This window comes from Sphingobium sp. 3R8, assembly GCF_020166615.1.
Lineage (GTDB): Bacteria > Pseudomonadota > Alphaproteobacteria > Sphingomonadales > Sphingomonadaceae > Sphingobium > Sphingobium bisphenolicum.
The window spans coordinates 104,249-128,247 of the sequence record NZ_JAIQXR010000015.1 but is presented as its reverse complement, the minus strand read 5'-3'; the positions used below and the strand labels follow the sequence as shown (position 1 = coordinate 128,247).

Sequence of the window (23,999 nt, the reverse complement as noted above, 5' to 3'; positions counted from 1 at the left end):
GAACAATGCAAGAAAATATAATAAAATCAATAATTTAAATGGACCCTCATTCTCTTAATCAGCGGGTCCTTTGTTCGAGCCCAAAAAAAAGTGCGTCCACCATTTTCCTTTAGGCTGCTTCCAACACGGAGCTTCAGGCGTCGTCTGCATCGATGCAGAGCTGCAACAGACGGTTGTCGCGGCGGCGACAGCTTTCGTGGCGTAAAGCTCAATCGCCCCCTTCCCCGACATGGTAGCGCAGCGAATTGCTGTGCTGGAAGGTCGACACCCCATGGGAAACGCGGCGACTGAGTGTGCGCCAAACCCTAGGGCCTATGGATCCGGACGGTGATCGGCAGCGGAGGGCTGGACACACTATTAGCGACGCCAGTTGACGTCCATACGCTTAAACCCCCATTCAGACAGAAAGCCAAAAAGGCGCATCAGCGGAGGAAAGGCAAAAGCCCCACCGCCTCATCTTTCAAGGGAAACGCTTCATGCCACTTGCGACCGTATCGAGACTGTTCGTCCTGACTGCCCTGTGCGCAACCAGTTCCCCTGCACTCGCGCAGACGGGAGATGCGGCCAAGGGGAAGACGGTGTTTGCGCGATGCGCCCTATGCCACGATGTGAAGCCCGGACCGAAGAAGATGGGGCCGTCCCTTGCCGGCATATTCGGCCGCACATCCGGCACCATGGCAGGCTTCACTTATTCGCCTGCGATGCAGAACGCGAAGATTCGCTGGGACGCCAAGAGCATCGACACATTCCTGACCAAGCCGAGTGGGCTGGTCCCGGGAAATCGCATGGCCTTTGCGGGCGTGCCCAACGCAGTCGATCGCGCCAACCTGATCGCCTATCTCAAGGCTGAAGCCAAATAGGCTAGGCTCAGATCCCGCCTGCCGTGACGGTCCAGCCGCCGCGTTCCAGCGCGGCGCTGAGATCGGCGGTGCAGGCGTCCAGCGTCGTCACTTCCGTAGAGCGAATCACGAAATTCGCGCCTGTGCGGCCCTCGCGGAAAAAGGGATAGCTGCCGATCTGGCAGCCTTCATGGGCGCGTTCGGTCGAGGCGAGGAGGTCGGCAATCTCGCTTTCCGCCACCCAGCAGCCGATCGTTGCGGATAGCAGCGGGAGGCCGCCTTCCAACGTTCCCGTCAGGCTGTCGAGCATGCCGGCGGTGATATAGGGCACGCCGGCCATGATGAAGATGTTGCCATGGCGGATGCCCGGCGCGCCGGACATGCGATTTTCGATCAGGTCCGCGCCGGCGGGCACCCGTGCCATCCGCAACCGCGCCTCCGTCAATCCGCCCCGCGTCTCATAATAGCCCGAAAGGATGGCGCGCGCGCCTTCGTGGATTTCCACCTCTACGCCCAGCGCCGCCGCGATCGCGTCGACCGTGATGTCGTCATGAGTCGGCCCGATGCCGCCGGTCGTGAACAGATAGTCGTTGCGCGCGCGGAGCGTATTGACGGCCTCGACGATCGAATCCCGATCGTCGGCCACCACGCGCACTTCACGCAAACGAATGCCCTGAACGCCGAGCCAACTGGCGACCTGGCCGATATTCTTGTCCTGGGTGCGGCCAGAGAGGATTTCGTCGCCGATCACGATCAGCGCTGCGGTCCAGATGCGGGTCGGATCGGCCATGCGCCAGCCCATAGCCTGCGCCGCACGCCCTGACTAGTCGCCCTCTCGCATTATGCCGCCGTTGCGCTTATAAATGGTACATGACCGACTATATGACGATGACGGCCGATGCGCCGATTTCCCGCTCCGCCGCGATCAAGCTTTATGACGAATCCGGTTTCGCCGGCATGCGCAAGGCCGGTCGGCTCGCCGCCGAGATACTGGACGCGCTCGTGCCGCATGTGGTGCCGGGCGTTACCACCGGCGAACTGGACGATATCGTGCGCCGCATGTCGCTGGACGGCGGCGGAGTGCCGGCGACGCTGGGTTATCGCGGTTATACCCATAGCTGCTGCATCTCGCTCAACAATGTCATCTGCCATGGCATCCCGGGCGACTATCGGCTCAAGGACGGCGATATCCTGAATATCGACGTCACACCGCTGGTCGATGGCTGGCATGGCGACACCAGCCGCATGTTCATCGTCGGCGAAGCCGCCATCAAGGCGCGGCGGCTGGTCGAAGTCACCTATGAATGCCTGATGCTGGGCATCGAGCAGGCCAAGCCTGGCAATCATCTGGGCGACATCGGCCATGTGATCCAGCGCCATGCCGAAAAGCATCGCTATGGCGTGGTACGCGATTTTTGCGGCCATGGCCTGGGCCAGGTGTTTCATGACAGTCCCGAGGTCGTCCATGTCGGCCGTCCCGGCACCGGCCCCGAACTGCGCCCCGGCATGTTCTTCACGATCGAGCCGATGATCAACATCGGCAAACCCGGCGTGAAGATGATGGACGACGGATGGACCGCCGTCACGCGCGACCGCACCCTGTCGGCGCAATTCGAACATAGCATCGGCATCACTGAAACCGGCTGCGAGATATTCACCAAGAGCCCGGCTGGCCTGGATTGTCCGCCTTACGCGCTCTAACAATCGAAACGCTGCCCAAAAAACGGGCAGAGAGTCACGATATTGCCCGGAATCCGGGCAATATGGACAAAGATTGCTGCATCGCCGAAAGCATGTCCTAGCGATTCGCCATTTGGCACGGTAATTGATTGTTAAGGGGAACGGCGCCTGCCTTTGGGGGGCATGACGATCGTTCCTTGAAGGAGAGTGGATGCGGGTCGCACCCGCATTCAGTGCGTGCGTCATGGGTTGGGATTACGAGTGATGAAAAAGATCGAAGCGATCATCAAGCCGTTCAAGCTGGACGAGGTGAAGGAAGCCCTGCACGAAGTGGGCGTGTCCGGCATCACCGTAACCGAAGCCAAGGGTTTCGGCCGTCAGAAGGGACATACAGAACTCTATCGCGGCGCCGAATATGTCGTCGATTTCCTGCCCAAGGTGAAACTGGAAGTCGTCGTCGACGATTCGCTGGCCGACCGGGTAGTCGAGGCCATCTGCTCCGCGGCACAGACCGGTCGAATCGGCGATGGCAAGATCTTCATTTCCGCGGTCGAGGGCGCCGTGCGCATCCGCACCGGCGAGCGGGACAGCGACGCGATCTGATTTAACGAATTTCCGCCGAGCCGGGCGGAAACGGACTTCAACTGCCCCTTCGGGGGGGTATTTTTGAGAGAAGGGCAAGTGCACATGGCCAACACGCCAAAAGACATCCTGAAGATGATCGAGGAAAAGGAGATCGAATGGGTCGATGTCCGCTTCACCGATCCCAAGGGCAAGTGGCAGCACCTGACCATGGTGTCGAGCGTGCTTGGCGAAGATGAATTGACCCAGGGCCTGATGTTCGACGGTTCGTCGATCGAAGGCTGGAAGGCGATCAATGAATCGGACATGATCCTCAAGCCCGACCTGGACGCCGTCTATGTCGATCCGTTCAGCGCCACCCCGATGCTGATCCTGTTCTGCGACGTCGTGGAACCCGACACCGGCGAACTGTACAGCCGCGATCCCCGCTCGACCGCGAAGCGCGCAGAAGCCTTCGTCAAGTCGGCCGGCTTCGGCGACACCATTTATGTCGGACCGGAAGCGGAATTCTTCATGTTCGACGATGTTCGCTTCGAAAGCGATTATTCGCAAAGCTATTTCAAGATCGATGATATCGAGCTGCCGACCAACACCGGCAAGGAATATGAAGGCGGCAATCTGGGCCACCGTCCCCGCGCCAAGGGCGGCTATTTCCCCGTCGCGCCGGTCGATCCCTGCACCGACATCCGCGCCGAAATGGTGTCGACCATGCTCGAAATGGGCCTGCCCTGCGACAAGCATCACCATGAAGTCGCCGCCGCGCAACACGAACTGGGCCTGACCTTCGGTACGCTGGTCCAGACCGCCGACCGTATGCAGATCTACAAATATGTCGTGCAGATGGTCGCGCAGGCCTATGGCAAGACCGCGACCTTCATGCCCAAGCCGATCGCGCAGGACAATGGTTCGGGCATGCACACCCATATGTCGATCTGGGACAATGGCAAGCCGCTGTTCGCGGGCGAAGGCTATGCCGGCCTGTCCGACATGTGCCTCTACTTCATCGGCGGCGTCATCAAGCACGCCAAGGCCCTGAACGCCTTCACCAATCCGACCACCAACAGCTACAAGCGCCTGGTGCCGGGCTTCGAGGCCCCCGTTCTGCTGGCCTATTCGGCCCGTAACCGGTCGGCCTCCTGCCGTATTCCCTACGGCGCGGGCGCTAAGGCGAAGCGCGTGGAATTCCGTTTCCCCGACGCGATGGCCAACCCCTATCTGTGCTACGCCGCCCTGCTGATGGCCGGCCTCGACGGCATCGAGAACAAGATTCACCCCGGCCCGGCGATGGACAAGAATCTCTATGACCTGCCGCCCGAAGAACTGAGCCAGGTGCCGACCGTCTGCGCCTCGCTTCGCGAAGCGCTGAACAGCCTGGAAGCAGATTACGAATTCCTGCTGAAGGGCGACGTGTTCACCAAGGACCAGATCGAAGCCTATATCGAACTGAAGTGGCCCGAAGTGTATCGCTGGGAAATGGCGCCGTCGCCGGTCGAATTCGACATGTACTATAGCAGCTGATCCCTTCAGCGCTGCTTTTCGGAAAAGGCCCGGTCGCAACAGGCGACCGGGCCTTTTCCTTTGCAGCCGATGGTCCCAGATAGGGGGCATGAACCCGCTCGACACGCTGGGCCTTGCCCATCCGATCATCCAGGCGCCGATGGCCGGCCTATCCACGCCGGAGATGGCCGCGGCCGTCAGCAATGCCGGAGCGCTCGGATCGATCGCCATTGGCGCCGTCGATGCCTCAGCCGCGCGCATCATGATCGATGCGGTGCGCGCGAGGACGGATCGGCCGTTCAACGTCAATCTCTTCGTCCATGCGCCCGCCAGAGTCCAACCGGAGGTCGAGCGGCGCTGGATCGATGCGCTCGCGCCGTTATTTGCCGAACATGGCGCTCAGCCGCCACGGTCGCTCCACGAAATCTATCGCAGCTTTGCCGAGTACGACGCGATGCTGGAGATGCTGGTCGATGCGCGGCCGGCGGTCGTCAGCTTCCATTTCGGATTGCCCGGCAGCCGAAGGATCCTCCGGCTGAAAGCGGCGGGCTGCCTGCTGCTGGCCAGCGCGACCAACCTGGAAGAAGCGCTAGCGGCCAAGGCGGCAGGTATCGACGCCGTCGTGGCGCAGGGTTTCGAAGCAGGCGGCCATCGCGGCATGTTCGATCCGGATGGACCGGATAATTGCCTGGGAACCATGGCGCTGACCCGACTGCTGGTAGAGCGAGCAGGACTGCCCGTCATCACTGCGGGCGGCATCATGGATGGCCGAGGCGTACAGGCGGCAATCGACCTCGGGGCCGTCGCGGCGCAACTGGGCACCGCCTTCATCGCCTGTCCGGAAAGCGGCGCCGACGCCGCCTATCGCGCCGCCTTGTTCAGCCCGGCCGCGGCGCATACGGTCATGACACGCGTGATATCGGGTCGCCCAGCCCGCTGTCTTGCCAACCGTTTCACGGCCTGGGGCCAGCGCAGCGAGCGGCAACCGCCCGATTATCCGATCGCCTATGACGCGGGCAAGGCGCTCAACCGGGCCGCAAAGGCATCGGGCGAAGGCGGCTATGGTGCACAATGGGCCGGCCAGGGCGCTCCGCTCGCGCGTGCTTTGCCTGCCGCCGACCTGGTCGCGCTACTGGTCGCGGAAATGCAGGAAATGCACCACGCCAGATAGGCGGGAAGCCTGCGCTGAGACGGCGACTGCGACAGTTATACGCGATTATCGCTTGCGGTCGGGGATCGACGCACCGAACAGCAGGACCGGCTCGCCCGGCGGCGACAGGGCGATCTCTCCGCCCGATTCCGCCACCATCTGGCGCACCATCCAGGCGGCGGCAGTACGGGACGCCAGCCCGTCGATCGGCAAGGTACCGGCCAGTGCGGCGCGCAAGTCGGGATCGAGCACGACCTTCGGTCCTTCGCCCCGCACCACGATTTCAGTCAGGCCCGGCCGCTTTTCAGCACCGATGTCCAGTTGTCCGCCGCGCACCAGCGCATCGCCGGCGATCAACGCCAGGTTCAGCAATATCTTGGCGGCCAGCTTGTCGAGCATTTGTTCCTCGACCAGCCAGCCGACCTTGACCCGGCCTGTCGTCGCAAACATGCCCTCGATAGCCACCCGCGCCTCATGCGGGGGCACGGCATCGCCAAAGCCGCCGGCGGAGCCGAAAGCGAGGCGGAAGAATTTTAGCTTGTTCGCCGATGTCCGGGCGCTGTCACCCAGCAGGTCGAGGCAGCGCTGGCGCATTTCCGGGTCGGTTTCGTCCGCCATCAATTCCAGCCCGTTGTTGAGCGCGCCGACGGGGCTCAACAGGTCATGACACAGGCGCGAGCAGAGCAGGCTGGCAAATTCGATGCTGTCGGTCGGGTTGGTCATGCGAGGTCTGGGTCACCGGATTGTGATGGGAATAAGCGGGCCTTCGGCTAATGCGCCGCGCCGCGCGCCGATGCAAGCCCGGCTTGCCGCCTTTCGCTCACCGACTGTCGAGATGCATTTTGGTGAAATGGACGTTAACCGCCATCCCCGGCCCCGCCCGCCATAAAGTCGCTTCTCCCACGCCAACAATGAGCCACAAATTTCCGTCGGGCGCGGCACAGGCCGCATCGGTCGCGGACGGCGCGGCAACGCCCGACGGATGAGAATGATAGTGGCCGATGACCTTCGGCCCACCCGCCCGCGCCGCCCGATGCGCGGCGATTAACGCCGCCGGATCCAGTTCGAAATGGCGGGCAGGATCGGCCGCCACATTGGCGGTGGGCACGATCGCCGCGATCCTGTCGTCCGAACCCAGCAACAGACCGCACACCTCATGGGCCTCGGCCGCTGCCAGGGCCACGATCTGTTCCAACAGAATACTTGAAATTTCGACCCGCATTCCTACATCCCTAGCCAATGGGTCCGGGGGTTTCCATCATCGAAGCAGTCATTGGCGAAGCGCAGCATGGGATACGCCTTGATCGCGCGCTCGCGGATCTGCTCCCCGACCTGTCGCGCGAGCGGCTGAAGGCGCTGATCGGCGAAGGTCAGGTGCAATCCTCCAAGCTCGGCAAGATCAGCATATCGATGAAGGTTGCAGCCGGACAGGTCTTCACTGTCACCCTGCCCCCGCCGGTCCCGCTGGATACGGTGGCGCAGGATATTCCGCTCGCCATCGTCCATGAAGACGACGACCTGATCGTGATCGACAAACCCGCAGGGCTGGTCGTCCATCCCGCCGCCGGCAATCTGGACGGCACGCTGGTCAACGCGCTGCTGCATCATTGCGAAGGGCGCTTGTCCGGCATCGGCGGGGTTGCCCGCCCCGGCATCGTCCATCGGATCGACAAGGATACGTCCGGCCTGCTGGTGGTCGCCAAATCCGACAAGGCGCATGAGGGACTGGCCCGCCAGTTCAAGGATCACAGCATCGACCGTCTCTATGCCGCAATCGTCTATGGCTCGCCCAGCCCCGCCGCCGGGACGGTCGATACCTGGATCGGCCGATCCGACGCTGATCGAAAGAAGATGGCGGTTCATCGGGAAGGGCGCGGCAAACATGCCGTCACGCATTATCGCATCATCCACCGATTGCGCGACGCGGCGGTGGTGGAATGCAAGCTGGAAACCGGTCGCACCCACCAGGTGCGCGTCCATATGCACCATATCGGCCACCCCTTGATCGGTGACCCGGTTTACGGTAGAGAGAGAAAAGGTTTCAAATCAATACTGGAAACGCTGGGTTTCAAAAGGCAGGCATTGCACGCCAAAAGCCTGGGGTTCATACATCCGGTAACAGCCGAGCGGCTTATGTTTCAAAGTGTATTGCCTGGCGATATGCAGGAACTGTTAAGCCAGCTCCACGTATAGGTTCTGACAAGTTTGCGACGGCGCAGGACGCCTCTTCTGGGTTCCGCCGCGCATGAAAGGGAAAGGTGAAGCGACATGGCTAACAAGAGCAATGTCCCCGCGGTTCCGGCGCTGGGCGGTGAAGCCAGCCTCAACCGCTATCTGTCGGAGATTCGCAAGTTTCCGCTGCTGACGCCGGAGCAGGAATATATGCTCGCCAAGCGGTATGAGGAGCATCAGGATCCCGAGGCCGCGGCCCAGCTGGTGACGTCGCATCTGCGCCTCGTGGCGAAGATCGCAATGGGTTATCGCGGTTATGGCCTGCCGGTCAGCGAGCTGATTTCCGAAGGCAATATCGGCCTGATGCAGGGCGTTAAGAAGTTCGAGGCCGAACGCGGCTTTCGTCTGGCGACCTATGCCATGTGGTGGATTCGCGCATCGATCCAGGAATTCATTCTGCGCAGCTGGTCGCTGGTCAAAATGGGCACCACCGCGTCGCAGAAGAAACTGTTTTTCAACCTGCGCCGGATGAAGAACAATATCGAGGCGTTCGAGGATGGCGACCTGCGCCCCGAGGATGTGACGAAAATCGCAACCGACCTGGGCGTCAGCGAGCAGGATGTCGTGTCGATGAACCGTCGCATGGCGATGGGCGGCGACACGTCGTTGAACGTCCCCATGCGCGAGGATGGCGACGGGCAGTGGCAGGACTGGTTGCAGGACAATGACCCGCTTCAGGACGAGCGAGTCGCAGAGGAGCAGGAGCGCACCCAGCGGCACGAAATGCTGGTGGAGGCGATGACCGACCTCAACGATCGCGAAAAGCACATCCTGGCGGAACGCCGTCTGGCCGAAGAGCCCAAGACGCTGGAAGAACTGTCGCAGGTCTATGGCGTGTCGCGCGAGCGCGTCCGTCAGATCGAGGTCCGCGCCTTCGAAAAGCTGCAAAAGGCGATGATGCGCATCGCCGGCGACAAGCTGGGCAAGATGGCGCGTTTCGCGCTCGCCTGATCTCGCGATAGAATGGAATGAAGAAGCCCCGGATCGCTCCGGGGCTTTTTTGTTGGTGGAACAGCTTACTCCCGACGATGAGCCCAGTCTGACGTCTACTCTGCAGTCTTCCGTTCCATGGCGAGACTATCCTCGCCATAAGCCATCTTACCGACCGCGGGCAGGAAGCCATGCTTCCGCCAGAAGGCGTCGGCGCCATTGACCGCGGTCAGTGCGATCCGCGCGAAACCTGCGCCATTGGCCTGATCGACCACCAGTTGCACCGCATCCACCGCCGCACCGGCGCCACGCGCCTCTGGCAGCAGCGCCAGGTCGTGGAGATAATAATGGTCCGCTCCACCGGGAACAGCGAGGATGGGGATGTTGAGCGTCGGCGGCCGATCACCCCGCCATGGGTGACTGATCAGATAGCCCTGCGCCTTCCCGGCCCGCTCCAGCATCCAGCATCCGGCTGGGTAGAGTTGCAGACGTTCCCCATAAATATCGGGCCGTTCGGTATAGGCGCCATGCACCGCGTCGGAGATCGCCGCAGCTGCCGGGATATCGGCCTTGCGCATCGGTCGCCAGAAGCTCATGCGTACAGCCCCAATGCCCGGCGGGCCGCCGCCAATATCTCGTCCGAGAGCGCCGGATCGCCAACGCCCCGCGCCAGCACCATGGCACCGACCATCTGTGCCATGCGGGCCAGCGCGTCCTGCCGGCTCAGATCCGGTCCGGCCTGTTCGAGGATGGCGGTCAGTTCCTCAAAGCCATTACGGAAGGCCTCCGCCAGGTCGCCACCGCGCCGCGCCGCATCTGGACCGAGGGCGATCAGGGCGCAGCCGGTCTCCGGCGCGTCGCGATTGCGGGCGTTCAGATAGTTACCCGCGATCGCCGCGGGCGCGTCGCCCTGTCCAGCCGCTTCCATCACTGCCCGCCACCGCAGGGCGCTGGCCGCCAACGACGCAGCGCAGGCTTCAGCGGCCAGCGCCTCTTTCGATTCGAACTGGTTGTAAAAGCCACCATGCGTGAGTCCACATTCCCTCATCACCTCCCCGATGCCGACGCCCTCGACGCCCCGCGCGCGGAACAGGCGCGATGCTGCGTCGATCACCTTTTCCCGATTGCGCGCGGCCTGATCGCGGCTGACCTTCATGTCCTGCTTCCTTCAAATGGCCCCTTGACCTTATATATGATGGCCATCATTTAACGCCAGTCCGATCGTGACCCGAAGGGGGAAGTTGATGCTGTCGACCCTGTTTGCGCGCCGCCTGGCTGCGCGGAACATCCATTATGGCTGGGCGGTCGCGGGCACGACCTTCCTCACGATGTTGGTGGTGGCCGGCGCGGTCGGAGCGCCCGGCGTTCTGATCGTACCGTTGCAAAAGGAGTTCGGCTGGAGCGCGGCGGATATCAGCGGCGCGCTCGCCATCCGCTTCCTGCTGTTCGGCGGAATGGGGCCCTTCGCCGCCGCCTTCATGAACCGCTTCGGCGTGCGCCGCATGATGCTGATTTCGCTGTCCATCGTCATCGGCGGAATGTTGCTGTCGCTGGGCATGACGCAGTTGTGGCAACTGGTGCTGCTGTGGGGCGTGGTGATGGGCATCGGGACCGGCCTGACCGCGATGGTGCTGGGCGCAACGGTTGCGACGCGCTGGTTCGGGCAGCGGCGGGGCCTTGTCATGGGGCTGTTGTCGGCCAGCACGGCGACCGGGCAGCTCGCCTTTCTGCCGCTGCTTGCGGGCCTGACCGAAAGCCATGGCTGGCGCGCTGCGCTGTTGCTGGTGTGCGGCGCGATCGTCGTGGCGGCGGTCGTCGTGCTGCTGTTGATGCGCGACCGGCCCGCTGATCTGGAACTGGCGCCCTATGGAGAAACGCATGTCCAGCCTGCGCCTCCCCAGCCCGCCAGCTTCGGCGCGCTGCTGATGACGCCGCTGACCGTGCTGCGCGACGCGGCAAAGGCGCCGACCTTCTGGATACTCTTCTTTTCCTTCTATATTTGCGGGGCCAGCACCAACGGGCTGGTGCAAACCCATTTTATCGCATTGTGCGGCGATTACGGGCTGGCGGCGGTCGGCGCGGCGTCGATGCTGGCAATGATGGGATTGTTCGATTTCGGCGGGACACTGGCGTCGGGCTGGCTGTCCGACCGATTCGACAATCGATGGCTGCTGTTCTGCTATTATGGGCTGCGCGGGCTTTCGCTGCTCTACCTGCCCTTCAGCGACTTTTCGCTCTACAGCCTGTCGATCTTCGCAATCTTCTACGGCCTCGACTGGGTCGCGACGGTGCCGCCGACGGTGAAGCTGACGGCGCAGCGTTTCGGCGCAGAACGGGCGAACATCGTCTTCGGATGGATATTCGCCGGCCACCAATTGGGCGCCGCCAGCGCGGCGTTGGGTGGCGGGCTGGCCCGTACCGTCTGGCTCAGCTACATGCCCGCCTTCATCGGCGCGGGCATCCTCTGCCTGATCGGCGCGGGTCTGGTACTGCTCATCAATCGCGACCGGCGGCTGGAGACGCTCGCGACCGCTTGAACCGGGGAAGCGGACCGCGCTACGACAGGCGGCATGACCGCACCAACCGTATCGCATCGCCGCCGTTCCCGCTGGATCATGATCCCCATCAAGATCCTGTTCGGCTTCATCGCCCTGTCGCTGTTGATGGTGGCGATCTATCGCTTCGTGCCGCCGCCGGTGACGCTGACGATGTTGTTCGACCCCAATGGCATCACCAAGGACTGGACGTCGCTGGAAGCGATCGATCCGGATATGGCGCGGGCGGCGATCGCGGGGGAAGATGGGAAGTTCTGCAGCCATCACGGCTTCGACGTCGATGCGATCGCCAAGGCGGCGATCCATAATGCCAGCGGCGGCCGTATCCGCGGCGGATCGACCATCAGCCAGCAGACCGCCAAGAATGTCTTCCTGTGGCAGGGCGGCGGCTTCGTGCGCAAAGGGCTGGAAGCCTGGTTCACGGTGCTGATCGAGGCGATGTGGGGCAAGCGCCGGATCATGGAGGTCTATCTGAACGTCGCGGAGACGGGGATCGGCACCTATGGGGTACAGGCCGGCGCGATCCGTTATTTCCACCATGGCGCGGGCAAGCTGAGCAAGGCGGAGGCCGGCCGCATCGCCGCCGTGCTGCCGCTGCCCAAGAAGCGGGCGGCGGTGGCGCCGAGCGGCTTTACGCGGCGCTACGGCAATACGATCGCAGCGCGGATCGGCGTGGTGCAGCGGGACGGGCTGGATAGCTGCCTGCGCTGAAATTTCCCGAACTTCTTGCATGTGACATGTGAGAAGTCGGCGCTAGGCCCGGATATCCTATCTGTCTCCAACAAAAAGGGGGCACGGATTTCTCCGCGCCCCCCTTTTTTTTTAAACGAGTGGTTGCGGCTTAGAAGCCGACCACGACTGAACCGATGAAGGTACGGGGCGCACCGATCTGAGCGAAGGTCACGCTGCTGTTGGACAGCGTGCCGTCGAAGCCGCCGACATAGAGCTTGTCGAAGACGTTGGTCACATTGAGCTGAAGAGCGACGCCGGGGGCACCGAACTTCTCCAGCGAGTAGCGCGCGTCGATATCGACCAGCGTGTAGGCAGGAGCCTTCGCGCCATAGATTTGCGCACCCGACACGATGACCGGCAGATTCTGGTCATTGATGTAGCGCGGACCGGTGCGCTTAGCCTGGATGCCCAGACGGAAGCCCTCGATCTCACCCTGCATACGACCGCCCAGCGTGTAGACCGGAGCGCCCGATTCGCGCTTGCCGGAGGTCTGGGCAACGGTGGTGGCAGACAGTTCGACATCGTCCTTGATCTTCGACTTCAGATAGGACCCGAAGGCGTAAATCATGAATTCCGGGATCGGCTGATAGGTGATGCTGCCGTCAACGCCATATTTGTCAACGCGGCCGAGGTTCCGATAGATGGTCGTGTCGAGATCACGATCATAGGCCGATGCGAGGCGATCGCTGTAGATGGTGTACCAGCCCGACAGTTGCGCCTGCAGCGTGGGCGAACGATAGCGCACGCCGAGGTCGAAATTATCGGTGGTCTCAGGCTGCGGATTGGCCCGATCGTCGCTCGCGGCGTAGAAGAAGGACTGATACAGGTTGTCCGTGCCGGGAACCTGCAAACCCTTCGAATAATTGCCGAACAGGTCGAACGCGTCGGTCGCGTTGAAGACGAAGCCTGCGCTGGGAAGCAGCTTGTCATATTTGAACACGCGACGCTGCGGCCCCTGGATGGTCGGATTGGCGGCCGCATAGGCAGCTTCCGTCGCCGAACCCGGATCGAAGCAACGCAGGTTGCCCGACGCGGTCGCCGTGGCGCAATAATTGTTCAGATCGCGCTTGAAGAAGGGCGCGCGCAGACCGACGGTGACGGTCAGAGCATCCATGAACTTACCGCGATATTCACCCGACACCTGATGCAGGATGGCATAGGACAGGCGATTACGCTTCTGCAGCACTGCGCCGCTGGCATCGACGAGCGCGTCGTCGACAGGGAACGGATCGGCGCCAAACCCATTGTCGGTCAGATAGCCCGCTTCGCCGGTCTGGCGATGACGACCGCGATCATAGCTGTAAGCCACGCGAACGGTGTTGTTGGCATCCAGATCATAGCGCAGCGAGGCAATCAGGCCGTAGCGGTTGGTCTGGGTCTGGCTGGGCGAATGGACGCGGATAGTGTCCAGCATATCGCCGTCGCCATTGAGATCGCGGCCGAAGAAATATTGCGGAGCGCTGGACGAGCCCTGGACGAAGCCGGTGACACCAGCCAGGCCAGAGGAGGCGGAGGTCAGACCTTCCGATGCAATGCTGGTGCCGCCGCCATTGGCCTTGGTATACTGATAGCTCGGATCGACGGTCAGGATCAGGCCATCCGACAGGGTGAAGCGCGAATTGATGCGGATGTTGCCGGTGTTCGACGGGTTGTAGCGATATTCGAAGTCTGAACCGCAACTGCTGGCCGCATCGGCGACGCCGGCCACGCCATCGGCGATGGTGCAACGGGCGGTTTCATAGAAGCGCTCGTCCTTTGTCAGCGGGAAACGGCCCGTGCCGCTGGCGCTGCCCACGGTCCGGCCGCCATCGACACGCAGCGGCACCGATCCAAAGAAATTGTTGCGGTTTTCGTTGTAATGGCCAGCGAGCGAGATGAAGTCACCGTTGCTGCCGATCGGCTGATAGATTTTGGCGTTATACTGCTGCTTGTCGATTTCCCCGATGCCGCCATAAATGGCGTTGTTGGTCGCGCGGCTGGCCGACAGGAACGCGCGCGTTCCCCATTTGGTGAAGCTGCCGGTCTGGACCAGGCCGAACAGGCGGAAAAATTCGAAATCGCCGACCGAGGCGACCATCTTAGCGCTGAAATCTTCACTAGGCGTGATCGAGCGATAGTTGACGGTGGAGCCGGTGGCGGCCGCAGTCGGGCTGTCGACATCGGTAGAACCGAGGTTGACGTTCACTTGGTCGATGATCTCCGGATCAAGCTGCTGGTTGGAATAAAGCGCATAGCCACCGGTGTCGTTCAGCGGCAGGCCGTCGAAGGTCTGCGAGATACGCTGATCGTCAAAACCGCGGATCGTCAGCGTACCGCCAGCCGAGCCGAAGGGATCATTATTCTGGAAGCTGACGCCGGGCAACTGGTTGATGACTTCGTTGATCGTCTGGCCAGGCGTCTGGGCCTGAATGAATTCGGAACCCAACACCGCCTTGGCGCGGCTGGTGTCCGGCACGATCACACCCGAAATACCGGAATCGGTCTTGGCGCCGGTCACGACGATCTCATTTTCGAAATCGATCGAACCCGTGGACTGCGCGAAGGCGGCGGAGGGGGCGGCGACGGCGATGATCGCGGCGCTGCCCATCAGAAATGTCTTCATGTGACCCTTGTCCCTTTTCAAGAGTGGCGCGTCGCCGCACCCCTGCAAATAGTCTGCTCTTTCAAGCCGGCGCCGCTCTTGGCGGCTGCTGACGACGGCCCTGTGATGCGTCGATTGCAATTTTGTTACAATGCACCAACAGGACTGTCACATTCCTCCCCTGCCCCTTTCGCCTGCGCTTTGGGACCCCCGCCATTTGGTCATAAATTATTGAAGTTTAGTGACAAAATTCCGATGGCACACAGTAGTTTGACGGTGGTGCAATTTTGCAACGCAGCAAGAATTTTTGTGCAGCGCACGCTGGCGTAACGAAAAAGGGCCGGCGATTGCGCGCCGGCCCCTTAAAAAACGGGTAAAAAAGGGTGTGGATCAGGCCGCGTCTTCGGCCCGCTTTTCCTTCTCGCTAAACACGCGAATCGGCTCCTTGGTGCCCGCCACGACATCCTTGTCGACCACCACTTCACCGACGCCCTCCATCGAGGGCAGGTCGAACATGGTGTCGAGCAGGATCGCTTCGAGGATCGAACGCAGGCCGCGCGCGCCGGTCTTGCGCTCGATCGCCTTCTTCGCGATCGCCACCAATGCGTCATCGGTGAAGCTCAGCTCGACATTCTCCATATCGAACAGCTTGCCATATTGCTTGACCAGCGCATTCTTCGGTTCGCCCAGGATTTTCACCAGCGCCGAGACGTCGAGATCCTCCAGCGTCGCGATGACGGGCAAACGACCGACAAATTCGGGGATCAGGCCGAATTTGAGCAGATCTTCCGGTTCGCTCGACTTGAGCAGTTCGCCGGTCTTGCGCTCTTCGGGCGCGGCGACATAGGCGCCGAAGCCGATCGACTTGGCTTCCAGACGGTCGCCGATGATCTTTTCCAGGCCCGCAAAGGCGCCGCCACAGATGAACAGGATGTTGGTCGTGTCGACCTGCAGGAACTCCTGCTGCGGATGCTTGCGGCCACCCTGCGGCGGGACGGAGGCGGTGGTGCCTTCCATCAGCTTGAGCAGCGCCTGCTGCACGCCTTCGCCCGACACGTCGCGGGTGATGGAGGGATTCTCCGCCTTGCGGCTGATCTTGTCGATCTCGTCGATATAGACGATGCCGCGCTGCGCCTTTTCGACGTTGTAATCCGACGCCTGGAGCAGCTTTAGGATGATGTTCTCCACATCCTCGCCGACATAGCCGGCTTCGGTCAGCGTGGTCGCGTCGGCCATGGTGAAGGGTACGTCGAACGTCTTGGCCAGCGTCTGCGCAAGCAGCGTCTTGCCGCAGCCGGTCGGACCGACGAGCAGGATGTTCGACTTGGCCAGTTCGACCTCGCCCGGCTTCGATCCGTGGTTCAGGCGCTTGTAATGATTGTGGACAGCGACCGAGAGGACGCGCTTGGCGCGCTTCTGGCCGATCACATAATCGTCGAGCACATCGCAGATTTCCTGCGGGGTCGGTACGCCGCCATCCTTCCGCCCGACGAGACCGCCCTTGGTCTCCTCGCGGATGATGTCGTTGCACAGTTCCACGCATTCGTCGCAGATGAACACGGTCGGTCCCGCGATCAGCTTACGCACCTCATGCTGCGACTTGCCGCAGAAGGAGCAGTAAAGCGTGCTTTTCGAATCCGAACCGGTAAGCTTAGTCATTCGCCATTCTCTCTTCCCCCCCGGTCTACAGTCACCAGAACCGCGTTCGGTGAGGGATTTTCTGGTCCAAAGGCCATATTAGACCGGGCCGCGCGCGTTCCACAAGGGAAGAAAGTGGCGCGACCCGGTAAAGATAGTCTTTAAGCGTCGGCAGATTCCGGCGCGGCAGGGCGGCGGTCGAACACCTCGTCGACCAGACCGAAGGCCTTCGCCTCGTCCGCTTCGAGGAAAGTGTCGCGATCCATGGCCTTTTCCACCGCTTCCAGCGTCTGGCCGGTATATTTGACATAGAGATCGTTCAGGCGACGGCGAATCCGCAGGATTTCCTTGGCCTGGATCTCGATATCCGACGCCATGCCCTGCGCGCCGCCGGACGGCTGATGGACCATGATGCGCGCATTGCCCAGCGCGATGCGCTTGCCCGGTTCGCCCGCGGCGAGCAGGAAGCTGCCCATTGAAGCGGCCTGGCCGATGCAGACGGTGCCGACCTGGGGACGGATATATTTCATCGTGTCGTGGATCGCCATGCCGGCCGTCACCACGCCGCCGGGCGAGTTGATGTACATCCAGATGTCCTTTTTCGGATTTTCCGATTCGAGGAACAGGAGCTGGGCGACGATCAGCGAGGCCATATGATCCTCGACCTGGCCGGTGACGAAGATGATCCGCTCACGCAGAAGCCGCGAATAGATGTCGAAGCTGCGCTCGCCGCGGTTCGACTGTTCGATGACGATGGGGACCAGCGCGGCCATGGGATCATGCATGATGTTGGTCATTATACTCTTTCAGTCAGGTGCTTTTGCCCAGCCCCTACATCGGCACAAAAGGCGAATGGTTCAAGGGGGTCTTGGCGTCAGTCGCGCCGGGCGAAGTCGGACGGCGCGCGGAAAGCGAGATAGGCCAGCCGCCGCACTTCCCGGCGGCCACGTACTACCGTGTCGAGGATGAGGCCGCACATGGCCGACAGGGTCGCCAGAATCATGAGGCCGGTCACCAGGATCGCGGTCGGGAAACGGGGGACGAGGCCGGTATGGAGATAGGTGAGGATCAGCGGGGCGGCGAGACCCAGGCCCAGCGCCGCCAGGAAGGCCGCGATGATGCCGAAAAAGAGGACCGGCCGCTCGATCCGGTAGAGGGTGATGATGGTGCGCAGGATGCGGAAGCCGTCGCGATAAGTGCTGAGCTTGCTGACCGATCCTTCGGGACGGGCGCCATAGGCGGTCATCACTTCGGCGACCGGCATGGCGAGTTCGAGCGCATGGACGCTGATTTCCGTCTCGATCTCGAACCCTGCCGACAGGACCGGGAAGCTCTTGACGAAGCGACGGGAAAAGACGCGATAGCCCGACAGAATGTCGGTGAAACTGCGACCGAAAAGCTGCTTGAGCAGGCTGGTCAGCGCCCAGTTGCCGAAACGGTGGCCGCGACGATAGGCGGCGTCGGCCTCTTCGCGGCGACAGCCGACCACCATGTCGAGATTGTCCGCCAGCATGGCGGCGATCATTGCCGGGGCGGCGGCGGCCTCATAGGTCGCATCGCCATCGGCCATGATATAGATGTCGGCGTCCACGTCGGCGAACATGCGGCGCACGACATGGCCCTTGCCCTGCTGGCCGACGCGGCGGACGATCGCCCCCGCCCCGGCCGCCAGTTCGCGGCTGCCGTCACTGCTGTTATTGTCGAAGACATAGATGTCGGCGGCGGGCAGCGCGCGGTGGAAGTCCTCCACCGTCTGCACGATCGCGCCGGCTTCATTATAGCAGGGCAGGATCACGGCGACGCGCGGGGTCGCCATGGCCGTGTCGCCGTTCACCGCGCCATTCACTGGGGGATATTCCTTCATCGTCGCCATCTGCCCCTGTCCCATGTCGCCTGCATCGGACATCATCCTTAATATTTCGTCTGCCATGCCGGCCCCGAAATGAAAAGCGCCCGCACTTCCCAGGGAAGGCGGGCGCGCATTCTATCGGGTCGACAGGCTTATTCGGCCTTGGCGGCAGCCTTCTTGGGAGCGGCCTTTTTCTTGGGCTTCTCCTCGGCGGCCGCTTCCTCAGCGGCGGGCGCTTCGGCCTCTGCTTCGGCAGGAGCGGCCTTCTTGGCGGCAGCCTTCTTCGGCTTGGCGGGGGCTTCCTCGGCTACCGCTTCGGCGTCGGCGGCCGGTTCAGCGGCCTTCTTGGTCGCAGCCTTCTTGGCCTTCGGCTTTTCGTCGTGATGGTCGTGGCCGCAGTTCGGGCCGTGGACGTGCGGCTTGACGTCGCCATCCTCGGCTTCGATCGCGGCTTCCAGTTCCTCGCGGCTGACGGCGCGGTCGGTCACTTCGGCCTTGTCGAACAGGAAGTCGACGACCTTGTCCTCATAGAGCGGCGCGCGAAGCTGGGCGGCGGCCATCGGATCCTGACGGACATATTGCACGAAACGCTCCCGGTCCTGCGGGCCGTACTGTTGCGCGGCCTGCATGATGAGGCGGTTCATTTCCTGGTCGTTGACGATGACGCCATTGGCCTGACCGATTTCCGAGAGGAGCAGGCCCAGGCGGACGCGGCGCACGGCGATCGCGCGATAGTCTTCCTTTTCTGCTTCCATTTCGGCGATCGCGGCGGCCGGATCTTCCTCATGGGTGGCTTCATGCTGAAGCTGCTGCCAGATCTGGTTGAATTCGGCTTCCACCATGCTGGGCGGCACGTCGAAATCATGGGCAGCGGCGAGCTGGTCGAGCAGCTTGCGCTTCATATGGGTGCGGGTCAGGCCGTTATGTTCCTGCTCGATCTGCCCCTTGAGCAGTTCCTTGAGCTTGTCGAGGCCTTCCAGGCCCAGCGACTTGGCGAACTCGTCGTCCAGCTTGGGCTTGTCGCCGTTCAGGATCGCCTGGACGGTGATGTCGAAGGTCGCGGCCTTGCCGGCCAGATGCTCTGCGCCATAATCTTCCGGGAAGGTGACCTCGATGGTCTTTTCTTCGCCCTTCTTGACGCCGGTGAGCTGCTCTTCGAAGCCGGGGATGAACTGGCCCGCGCCGATCTTGAGATTGACGCCCTCGGCCGAACCGCCTTCGAACGCTTCGCCGTCGACCTTGCCGACGAAATCGATCTTGAGCGTGTCGCCGTCCTTCGCCTTGTGGCTGGCGGCATGTTCTTCGAGCGCACCCTGCTGGGTCGCGATGCGGCCGGCGGCCTCATCGATCTGCGCATCGGCGACTTCGACGGTCAGGCGCTCCAGCTTCAGACCTTCGACGCTGGGCGCCGCGATATCGGGCAGCACTTCCAGCGCGACCTTGATCTCGGCATCCTTGCCGAATTCGAAGCCTTCGTCGAGTTCGACCGACGGCTGCATGGCAGGACGCAGCTTCTGATCGGCGATCAGCTTCTGGATGCTTTCCTGGATCGAATTGTTGAGGGCGTCACGCTGCAGCGATTCACCATGCATCTTCTTGACGAGGTTCGCAGGCACCTTGCCGGCGCGGAAGCCGGGCATCCGCACCTGCGGTGCGATCGCCTTCACTTCCTTGTCGACACGGGCGTCGATATCCTTCGACGTGATGGTTACGGTGTAGGCGCGCTTAAGGCCCTCGTTCAACGTCTCGACAGTCTGCATCTCTTCTCTCAAACGCTTTCTTCAGCTGAATTTCGGTGGCGCTGCCGCGGTCGGCATCCTGGTGCGGGCGAAGGGACTCGAACCCCCACATCTTGCGATACCAGAACCTAAATCTGGCGCGTCTACCAGTTTCGCCACGCCCGCATCGGTCGCCGGTCGGCGCGGCATAGAGAAAAGCGCGAGAAGAGGCAAGCTATAGTGGAACGCCTGCGCGGAACCGCCGATGCTGCCCGAACGTAGGGGTCATGCGTTACACAGGAGAGACAGCGATGGCCACCCGCCCCGATACCGGACCCGATGGCGTTCCGCCACCCGACCGCATCGACCCCCAGTCCCCCGACGAGATGCCGGCCCCCGTCACGCCGGAGGAAACGCCGATGACCGAGCCGGATGAGATCACCCCGGTCGGCCCCGACTATGACCAGCCGGACAGCGCGCCGACGGAGCTGCCGCCACCGCCCGATTGAGCGGCGGCGTTGCCGGCAAGGCGCCGCGGGACATAAGTGTGCGCTCGCGGCCACATATCCACAATTAATTTGCCATGGCCGGAACTTTTTTGGTCGATCGTCCGGATTATGACGATCCGGCGTCTGGACAGCCCCCTGCATCCATGATTGAAATATGACATAGAAAAGAAAAGCGGAGAGGCCCGGCTGAAAAAACAGGGGGTCGTCGTGCAACGGGTTCGCGCTAAACTGGAATGGTTCAAGACGGTGATCCTGCCTCAGGAAGCCGCCCTTCGTGGCCGCCTCCGCAGGATCCTGCCCTCCACCCATGAACTGGAAGACATGGTCGCCGAGGTCATGACCCGCGCCTATGCCACGGAAAATTGGGAGAATGTGACGACAGGGCGCGCCTATCTGTTCACCATCGCCCGCAATCTCGTCATCGACACCGCCCGGCGCAACAAGGTCGTCAGCTTCGAGACCATCGCCGACCTCGAACTGCTGGGCGGCGAGAATAATATCGAAGCGCAGCTCCACGCCCGCGAAGCGCTGCGCCAGGTCGAGGCGATCGTCGAGTCGCTGCCTACCCAATGCCGCCGCGTCTTCATTCTTCGCCGCATCCACGAAAAATCGATGCTGGAAATAGCGGAGGAGATGTCCCTGTCCGTTTCTACTGTTGAAAAACATCTGGCCAAAGCCATCGCGATAGTTATGCGGGCCTGGGCGGAACGTGAGGAAACGGACTTCGAGCGTGCAGGCGTCGGAACCAGGTTCGAGCAACGGCGGCAGGGACGCGATGGAGGCGCAAGCCGCGCGCCTGCTGGCCAGGCTTAATAACGCCCCCACATCGGAGGACGAAGCCGAGATTTGCGCCTGGATCGAAAGCGATCCGCGCCACGCCGTTGCCTTCGCCCGCGCCGAAGCGGCATGGGGGGCCGCCGAGCGGCTGAAGAGCGCCGCTGCCGACATCACCCTGCCCCCGCTCGCCGCGATCGTCAGCGAGGAACAGCAGCGCCGCCTGTCGCGCAACATCATGATCGCAGCCGCCGTCGCGGTCCTGTTCTTCCTGGTCGCCGCCATCGTCACGGTCCGGACCTTCAGCGGCATGGATCGCTATCAGACCGGCATCGGCGAATATCGCGACATCGCGCTGGACGATGGGTCCACCCTTCACCTCAACAGCGACAGCGAAGCCGAGGTCCGCTTCACATCGAACGGACGCAAGGTGCGTATCATCAAGGGCGAGGCGTCGTTCGACGTCGCCCATGACCGCAAACGCCCGTTCGATGTCGAAGCCCGGTCCGCGGTGATTCGCGCGGTCGGCACGGCCTTCAACGTGCGGATGCGTCCGTCCATCGTCGAACTGACGGTGACGCAGGGTACGGTGACGGTGCATTCGGGCGGCGGCACGGCGCAGAAGGTGCCGGCCGGGAGCGGCGCGGTGATCCAGCCGCGCACGATCGCGCTGACGCATCTCGGCCCCAAGCTGATCGATCAGCGCACCGCCTGGCGCGAACAAATGGTCGAACTGGACGGCGAGACGATCGAGCAGGCGACGGGCGAGTTCAACCGCTATCGCGCCGCACCCATATTGATCGGCGATACGCGCGTGTCATCGCTGCGGATCGGCGGACGGTTCCGCACCAGCGACAGCCGGGAGTTCCTGTCGGCGCTGCAACTGAGCCTGCCGATCCGCGCCGTCCATGGCGAGGACGGATCGGTGATGCTGCTCTATCGCGATGAAGACCCGGCGCCGGCGGACAATAGCGCGGCGCTGTAGGCCTTACATCGCGTTGTCGGCGGCGTTCAGGGCGTCTTCGAATGTTTCGGGGAGCGGCGGCTGGACCGGGCGATCGCAGCCTTCCTCCTTCATATGCACGCGCAGCGCATCCATCCGGCCGAGGTTCCAGCGGGCGAGCGGCACGCCCAGGGGGCGAAATTCGGCGCGGTCGAACAGTTCGACGACATAGGATTGGCACAACATGTCCACCTGCTCCAGCGTGAGCATGCCCAGGTTCATCACCATCGGCTTGCCCGGCACGCCGTTGCGCCCCCGCACCAGATCCGTGACGTAAAGGCCGCCGCGGGGATCGACCAGAACGACATCGGCCTCGCTCGAATCGATCAGCCGGTGGCTGGCCGCATAGGGTTCGACGAAGACATGGGTGCGCCATACGAGGAAGCTGCTGGCGAGGCCGGTGATGACGAGGCCGATCAGCAAAGGCCGCAACGCGCTCTGCGGCCGGAAGCGCGCCCAGCCAAGACCCGCGAGCAGGCAGAAGGGGCCGATGAAGCCATGGGCATAGCGAAAGCCCCAGCCATAGCCCTGCGCCAGCGCCAGCAGGCTGCCGGCGAGGCATCCCAGCGCCAGCGGCAGCGCGATTTCCTGCCCCCGGATCATCGCGCGCCAGCGCATGGCGGCGATGCCGAGCATGGCCAGGGGGACCATCAATATGTTGTTCCAGGCGACGTAACGGGTCAGGTTGACGAGTGGTTGCCAGCGATCGCCCAGCCGCTGGAACAGGCTGCCGACCTTGTCTGCGACCCCGGCGGAGGGGCGGACGTCGGCGGGGGCGCCCAATGCGTGCATCAGGAAGCCGGGCCAGAGTTTCGCCCAGATGACGACGATCGCCACCAAGGTCAGCGCGTGGAAGGCTGCGACCGTCCAGCGGCGGGCGAGCAGCATCCACAGGATGAAGGGCGCGATGAAGATCGGCGGGAAATGCCATTGGTGCAGCCCGGCCGCGATCAGCGCGACGAGGCCCGCGGTGATGTGGCCGACCACGCCGCCGCGCAGCACAAGCGCCAGCCAGACCATGTTGAGCGCGAAATGCCCGGTCATGGCATAGGGGGTCATCGCCGTGACCCAGAGCTGGCTGGACGAGAAACCGAGCAGCACCGTGACCCAGACCGCGTCCGGGCGATCGGGCATCAGGTGCAGCGCCACCCGCCACAGCGCGAACAGGCCCGCCATCAGCAGCGCCGGACCGGCCAGGTTGGGATCGCCCAACTGCCAGAACAGCGCCTGGATCGCGCTGTTCACCGGCAGATAGGCCGCCGTCCAATAATCCGCCGCGCCGAAGGGGGAGAAGAATTCGGGCATGATCGCCCGGCGATAGGGCTCCCATTCGACCGGGATCGGCCGGGCGAACAGTCCTTCGCGCATATAGGCGGCGGCGAAGCGGGCGACTTCCTCGTCCCGGCTGATCGCATAATCCTGAAACAGCGCATAATGGCCGGCCCACGCCGCCATGCCGAGCAGGACGATCAGCGGCACGACGATCCGGGCGGTGGGCCGGGGGAGCGCGATCCCCTTCCCCTCCGCCCAGGGCGCGGCCAGGGCCAGCAACAGCAGCGATCCGAGCAGCGCGGGAAAATCCTGGTCCAGCAGCAGGATGACGGCCAGGCTGATCCCCTGCCGATAGGTGACGTGCCACAGGAAGGTCGCGCCCAGCCAGAGCGCCAGCCCGATCGCGCCCGCCAGAAACAGGCGGCGCGCGCTGACGATGCGGCTCCCCTGCCCCATGG

23 protein-coding genes and 1 tRNA gene are annotated in these 23,999 nt (G+C 62.9%); 12 read left to right on the top strand and 12 right to left on the bottom strand.

Annotation, left to right across the window (positions count from 1 at the left end; translation table 11 throughout):
• The first annotated feature begins 476 nt into the window (after nucleotides 1-476).
• Nucleotides 477-860, top strand: coding sequence for a c-type cytochrome (locus K9B33_RS15200; protein WP_224549926.1), 384 nt, complete (start codon nucleotides 477-479; stop codon nucleotides 858-860).
• A 7-nt stretch (nucleotides 861-867) separates the two neighbouring features.
• Here the strand turns inward: K9B33_RS15200 and K9B33_RS15195 are convergent, their stop codons facing one another.
• The gene (locus K9B33_RS15195; protein ID WP_224549925.1) at nucleotides 868-1,629 is read right to left on the bottom strand and encodes a competence/damage-inducible protein A; all 762 of its coding nucleotides are present in this window, start codon (nucleotides 1,627-1,629) and stop codon (nucleotides 868-870) included.
• Between the two features lie 80 nt (nucleotides 1,630-1,709).
• Here K9B33_RS15195 and map point away from each other — a divergent pair, with 80 nt between their 5' ends.
• The 4 genes from map to K9B33_RS15175 all read left to right on the top strand — a co-directional run bounded on the left by map (nucleotide 1,710) and on the right by K9B33_RS15175 (nucleotide 5,769).
• Nucleotides 1,710-2,540 carry a type I methionyl aminopeptidase gene (map, locus tag K9B33_RS15190; RefSeq protein ID WP_224549924.1) on the top strand — a complete coding sequence of 277 codons (831 nt, stop codon included), beginning with the start codon at nucleotides 1,710-1,712 and terminating at the stop codon, nucleotides 2,538-2,540.
• Between the two features lie 243 nt (nucleotides 2,541-2,783).
• On the top strand, nucleotides 2,784-3,122 hold the full coding sequence (locus K9B33_RS15185; RefSeq protein ID WP_066601956.1) for a P-II family nitrogen regulator: 339 nt from the start codon (nucleotides 2,784-2,786) through the stop codon (nucleotides 3,120-3,122).
• A gap of 84 nt (nucleotides 3,123-3,206) precedes the next feature.
• Nucleotides 3,207-4,619 (top strand): type I glutamate--ammonia ligase, encoded by a 1,413-nt coding sequence (gene glnA / locus K9B33_RS15180; RefSeq protein ID WP_224549923.1) that lies wholly within the window; start codon nucleotides 3,207-3,209, stop codon nucleotides 4,617-4,619.
• Nucleotides 4,620-4,707: 88 nt separating this feature from the next.
• Nucleotides 4,708-5,769 (top strand): NAD(P)H-dependent flavin oxidoreductase, encoded by a 1,062-nt coding sequence (locus K9B33_RS15175; protein ID WP_224549922.1) that lies wholly within the window; start codon nucleotides 4,708-4,710, stop codon nucleotides 5,767-5,769.
• A 45-nt stretch (nucleotides 5,770-5,814) separates the two neighbouring features.
• Here the strand turns inward: K9B33_RS15175 and K9B33_RS15170 are convergent, their stop codons facing one another.
• Both K9B33_RS15170 and K9B33_RS15165 read right to left on the bottom strand, forming a co-directional pair.
• On the bottom strand, nucleotides 5,815-6,471 hold the full coding sequence (locus tag K9B33_RS15170; RefSeq protein WP_224549921.1) for a histidine phosphotransferase family protein: 657 nt from the start codon (nucleotides 6,469-6,471) through the stop codon (nucleotides 5,815-5,817).
• Between the two features lie 97 nt (nucleotides 6,472-6,568).
• On the bottom strand, nucleotides 6,569-6,970 hold the full coding sequence (locus tag K9B33_RS15165) for a M67 family metallopeptidase (protein ID WP_224549920.1): 402 nt from the start codon (nucleotides 6,968-6,970) through the stop codon (nucleotides 6,569-6,571).
• Nucleotides 6,971-6,987: 17 nt separating this feature from the next.
• Here K9B33_RS15165 and K9B33_RS15160 point away from each other — a divergent pair, with 17 nt between their 5' ends.
• Together K9B33_RS15160 and rpoH are read left to right on the top strand one after the other, a co-directional pair.
• Nucleotides 6,988-7,941, top strand: a complete 954-nt coding sequence (locus K9B33_RS15160; protein WP_224549919.1) for an RluA family pseudouridine synthase — start codon at nucleotides 6,988-6,990, stop codon at nucleotides 7,939-7,941.
• 75 nt (nucleotides 7,942-8,016) lie between these two features.
• Nucleotides 8,017-8,931 (top strand): RNA polymerase sigma factor RpoH, encoded by a 915-nt coding sequence (gene rpoH / locus K9B33_RS15155; RefSeq protein ID WP_224549917.1) that lies wholly within the window; start codon nucleotides 8,017-8,019, stop codon nucleotides 8,929-8,931.
• Nucleotides 8,932-9,026: 95 nt separating this feature from the next.
• Here the strand turns inward: rpoH and K9B33_RS15150 are convergent, their stop codons facing one another.
• Nucleotides 9,027-9,506, bottom strand: a complete 480-nt coding sequence (locus K9B33_RS15150) for a GNAT family N-acetyltransferase (RefSeq protein WP_224549916.1) — start codon at nucleotides 9,504-9,506, stop codon at nucleotides 9,027-9,029.
• Nucleotides 9,503-10,066 carry a TetR/AcrR family transcriptional regulator gene (locus K9B33_RS15145; protein WP_224549915.1) on the bottom strand — a complete coding sequence of 188 codons (564 nt, stop codon included), beginning with the start codon at nucleotides 10,064-10,066 and terminating at the stop codon, nucleotides 9,503-9,505. Before K9B33_RS15145 ends, K9B33_RS15150 begins: the two co-directional genes overlap by 4 nt.
• 88 nt (nucleotides 10,067-10,154) lie before the next feature.
• Here K9B33_RS15145 and K9B33_RS15140 point away from each other — a divergent pair, with 88 nt between their 5' ends.
• Both K9B33_RS15140 and mtgA read left to right on the top strand, forming a co-directional pair.
• The gene (locus tag K9B33_RS15140) at nucleotides 10,155-11,447 is read left to right on the top strand and encodes an MFS transporter (protein ID WP_224549914.1); all 1,293 of its coding nucleotides are present in this window, start codon (nucleotides 10,155-10,157) and stop codon (nucleotides 11,445-11,447) included.
• A 33-nt stretch (nucleotides 11,448-11,480) separates the two neighbouring features.
• Nucleotides 11,481-12,176, top strand: coding sequence for a monofunctional biosynthetic peptidoglycan transglycosylase (gene mtgA / locus K9B33_RS15135; protein WP_224549913.1), 696 nt, complete (start codon nucleotides 11,481-11,483; stop codon nucleotides 12,174-12,176).
• A 130-nt stretch (nucleotides 12,177-12,306) separates the two neighbouring features.
• Here the strand turns inward: mtgA and K9B33_RS15130 are convergent, their stop codons facing one another.
• The 6 genes from K9B33_RS15130 to K9B33_RS15105 form a co-directional block, all read right to left on the bottom strand.
• Nucleotides 12,307-14,799 (bottom strand): TonB-dependent receptor, encoded by a 2,493-nt coding sequence (locus K9B33_RS15130; protein WP_224549912.1) that lies wholly within the window; start codon nucleotides 14,797-14,799, stop codon nucleotides 12,307-12,309.
• Nucleotides 14,800-15,168: 369 nt separating this feature from the next.
• Entirely contained in the window at nucleotides 15,169-16,437 is a 1,269-nt protein-coding gene (gene clpX / locus K9B33_RS15125) for an ATP-dependent Clp protease ATP-binding subunit ClpX (protein WP_066601934.1), read from the bottom strand.
• Nucleotides 16,438-16,577: 140 nt separating this feature from the next.
• Nucleotides 16,578-17,213, bottom strand: a complete 636-nt coding sequence (clpP, locus tag K9B33_RS15120) for an ATP-dependent Clp endopeptidase proteolytic subunit ClpP (RefSeq protein ID WP_129926099.1) — start codon at nucleotides 17,211-17,213, stop codon at nucleotides 16,578-16,580.
• Between the two features lie 77 nt (nucleotides 17,214-17,290).
• Nucleotides 17,291-18,280 (bottom strand): glycosyltransferase family 2 protein, encoded by a 990-nt coding sequence (locus K9B33_RS15115; protein WP_224549935.1) that lies wholly within the window; start codon nucleotides 18,278-18,280, stop codon nucleotides 17,291-17,293.
• A 137-nt stretch (nucleotides 18,281-18,417) separates the two neighbouring features.
• The gene (gene tig / locus K9B33_RS15110) at nucleotides 18,418-20,025 is read right to left on the bottom strand and encodes a trigger factor (protein ID WP_224549911.1); all 1,608 of its coding nucleotides are present in this window, start codon (nucleotides 20,023-20,025) and stop codon (nucleotides 18,418-18,420) included.
• 59 nt (nucleotides 20,026-20,084) lie between these two features.
• Nucleotides 20,085-20,169, bottom strand: a tRNA-Leu gene (locus K9B33_RS15105).
• Nucleotides 20,170-20,294: 125 nt separating this feature from the next.
• Here K9B33_RS15105 and K9B33_RS15100 point away from each other — a divergent pair.
• From K9B33_RS15100 to K9B33_RS15090, 3 genes are all read left to right on the top strand, one after another.
• Nucleotides 20,295-20,492, top strand: a complete 198-nt coding sequence (locus tag K9B33_RS15100) for a hypothetical protein (protein WP_224549910.1) — start codon at nucleotides 20,295-20,297, stop codon at nucleotides 20,490-20,492.
• Between the two features lie 207 nt (nucleotides 20,493-20,699).
• The gene (locus tag K9B33_RS15095; protein ID WP_224549909.1) at nucleotides 20,700-21,305 is read left to right on the top strand and encodes a sigma-70 family RNA polymerase sigma factor; all 606 of its coding nucleotides are present in this window, start codon (nucleotides 20,700-20,702) and stop codon (nucleotides 21,303-21,305) included.
• On the top strand, nucleotides 21,223-22,251 hold the full coding sequence (locus K9B33_RS15090) for a FecR family protein (protein ID WP_411974027.1): 1,029 nt from the start codon (nucleotides 21,223-21,225) through the stop codon (nucleotides 22,249-22,251). Before K9B33_RS15095 ends, K9B33_RS15090 begins: the two co-directional genes overlap by 83 nt.
• A gap of 3 nt (nucleotides 22,252-22,254) precedes the next feature.
• Here K9B33_RS15090 and K9B33_RS15085 read toward each other — a convergent pair whose 3' ends face one another.
• The gene (locus K9B33_RS15085) at nucleotides 22,255-23,997 is read right to left on the bottom strand and encodes an MFS transporter (protein WP_224549906.1); all 1,743 of its coding nucleotides are present in this window, start codon (nucleotides 23,995-23,997) and stop codon (nucleotides 22,255-22,257) included.
• Nucleotides 23,998-23,999 lie beyond the last annotated feature (2 nt).

Bases quoted from the DNA above. Each gene is read 5' to 3' on its own strand.
- tig (WP_224549911.1), bottom strand. From the start codon at position 20,025: ATGCAGACTGTCGAGACGTTGAACGAGGGCCTTAAGCGCGCCTACACC.
- clpP (WP_129926099.1), bottom strand. From the start codon at position 17,213: ATGACCAACATCATGCATGATCCCATGGCCGCGCTGGTCCCCATCGTC.
- clpX (WP_066601934.1), bottom strand. From the start codon at position 16,437: ATGACTAAGCTTACCGGTTCGGATTCGAAAAGCACGCTTTACTGCTCC.
- K9B33_RS15165 (WP_224549920.1), bottom strand. From the start codon at position 6,970: ATGCGGGTCGAAATTTCAAGTATTCTGTTGGAACAGATCGTGGCCCTG.
- K9B33_RS15195 (WP_224549925.1), bottom strand. From the start codon at position 1,629: ATGGCCGATCCGACCCGCATCTGGACCGCAGCGCTGATCGTGATCGGC.
- rpoH (WP_224549917.1), top strand. From the start codon at position 8,017: ATGGCTAACAAGAGCAATGTCCCCGCGGTTCCGGCGCTGGGCGGTGAA.
- K9B33_RS15185 (WP_066601956.1), top strand. From the start codon at position 2,784: ATGAAAAAGATCGAAGCGATCATCAAGCCGTTCAAGCTGGACGAGGTG.
- mtgA (WP_224549913.1), top strand. From the start codon at position 11,481: ATGACCGCACCAACCGTATCGCATCGCCGCCGTTCCCGCTGGATCATG.
- K9B33_RS15115 (WP_224549935.1), bottom strand. From the start codon at position 18,280: ATGAAGGAATATCCCCCAGTGAATGGCGCGGTGAACGGCGACACGGCC.
- K9B33_RS15200 (WP_224549926.1), top strand. From the start codon at position 477: ATGCCACTTGCGACCGTATCGAGACTGTTCGTCCTGACTGCCCTGTGC.
- K9B33_RS15140 (WP_224549914.1), top strand. From the start codon at position 10,155: ATGCTGTCGACCCTGTTTGCGCGCCGCCTGGCTGCGCGGAACATCCAT.
- K9B33_RS15145 (WP_224549915.1), bottom strand. From the start codon at position 10,066: ATGAAGGTCAGCCGCGATCAGGCCGCGCGCAATCGGGAAAAGGTGATC.
- glnA (WP_224549923.1), top strand. From the start codon at position 3,207: ATGGCCAACACGCCAAAAGACATCCTGAAGATGATCGAGGAAAAGGAG.
- map (WP_224549924.1), top strand. From the start codon at position 1,710: ATGACCGACTATATGACGATGACGGCCGATGCGCCGATTTCCCGCTCC.
- K9B33_RS15170 (WP_224549921.1), bottom strand. From the start codon at position 6,471: ATGACCAACCCGACCGACAGCATCGAATTTGCCAGCCTGCTCTGCTCG.
- K9B33_RS15130 (WP_224549912.1), bottom strand. From the start codon at position 14,799: ATGAAGACATTTCTGATGGGCAGCGCCGCGATCATCGCCGTCGCCGCC.
- K9B33_RS15160 (WP_224549919.1), top strand. From the start codon at position 6,988: ATGGGTCCGGGGGTTTCCATCATCGAAGCAGTCATTGGCGAAGCGCAG.
- K9B33_RS15150 (WP_224549916.1), bottom strand. From the start codon at position 9,506: ATGAGCTTCTGGCGACCGATGCGCAAGGCCGATATCCCGGCAGCTGCG.
- K9B33_RS15085 (WP_224549906.1), bottom strand. From the start codon at position 23,997: ATGGGGCAGGGGAGCCGCATCGTCAGCGCGCGCCGCCTGTTTCTGGCG.
- K9B33_RS15100 (WP_224549910.1), top strand. From the start codon at position 20,295: ATGGCCACCCGCCCCGATACCGGACCCGATGGCGTTCCGCCACCCGAC.
- K9B33_RS15175 (WP_224549922.1), top strand. From the start codon at position 4,708: ATGAACCCGCTCGACACGCTGGGCCTTGCCCATCCGATCATCCAGGCG.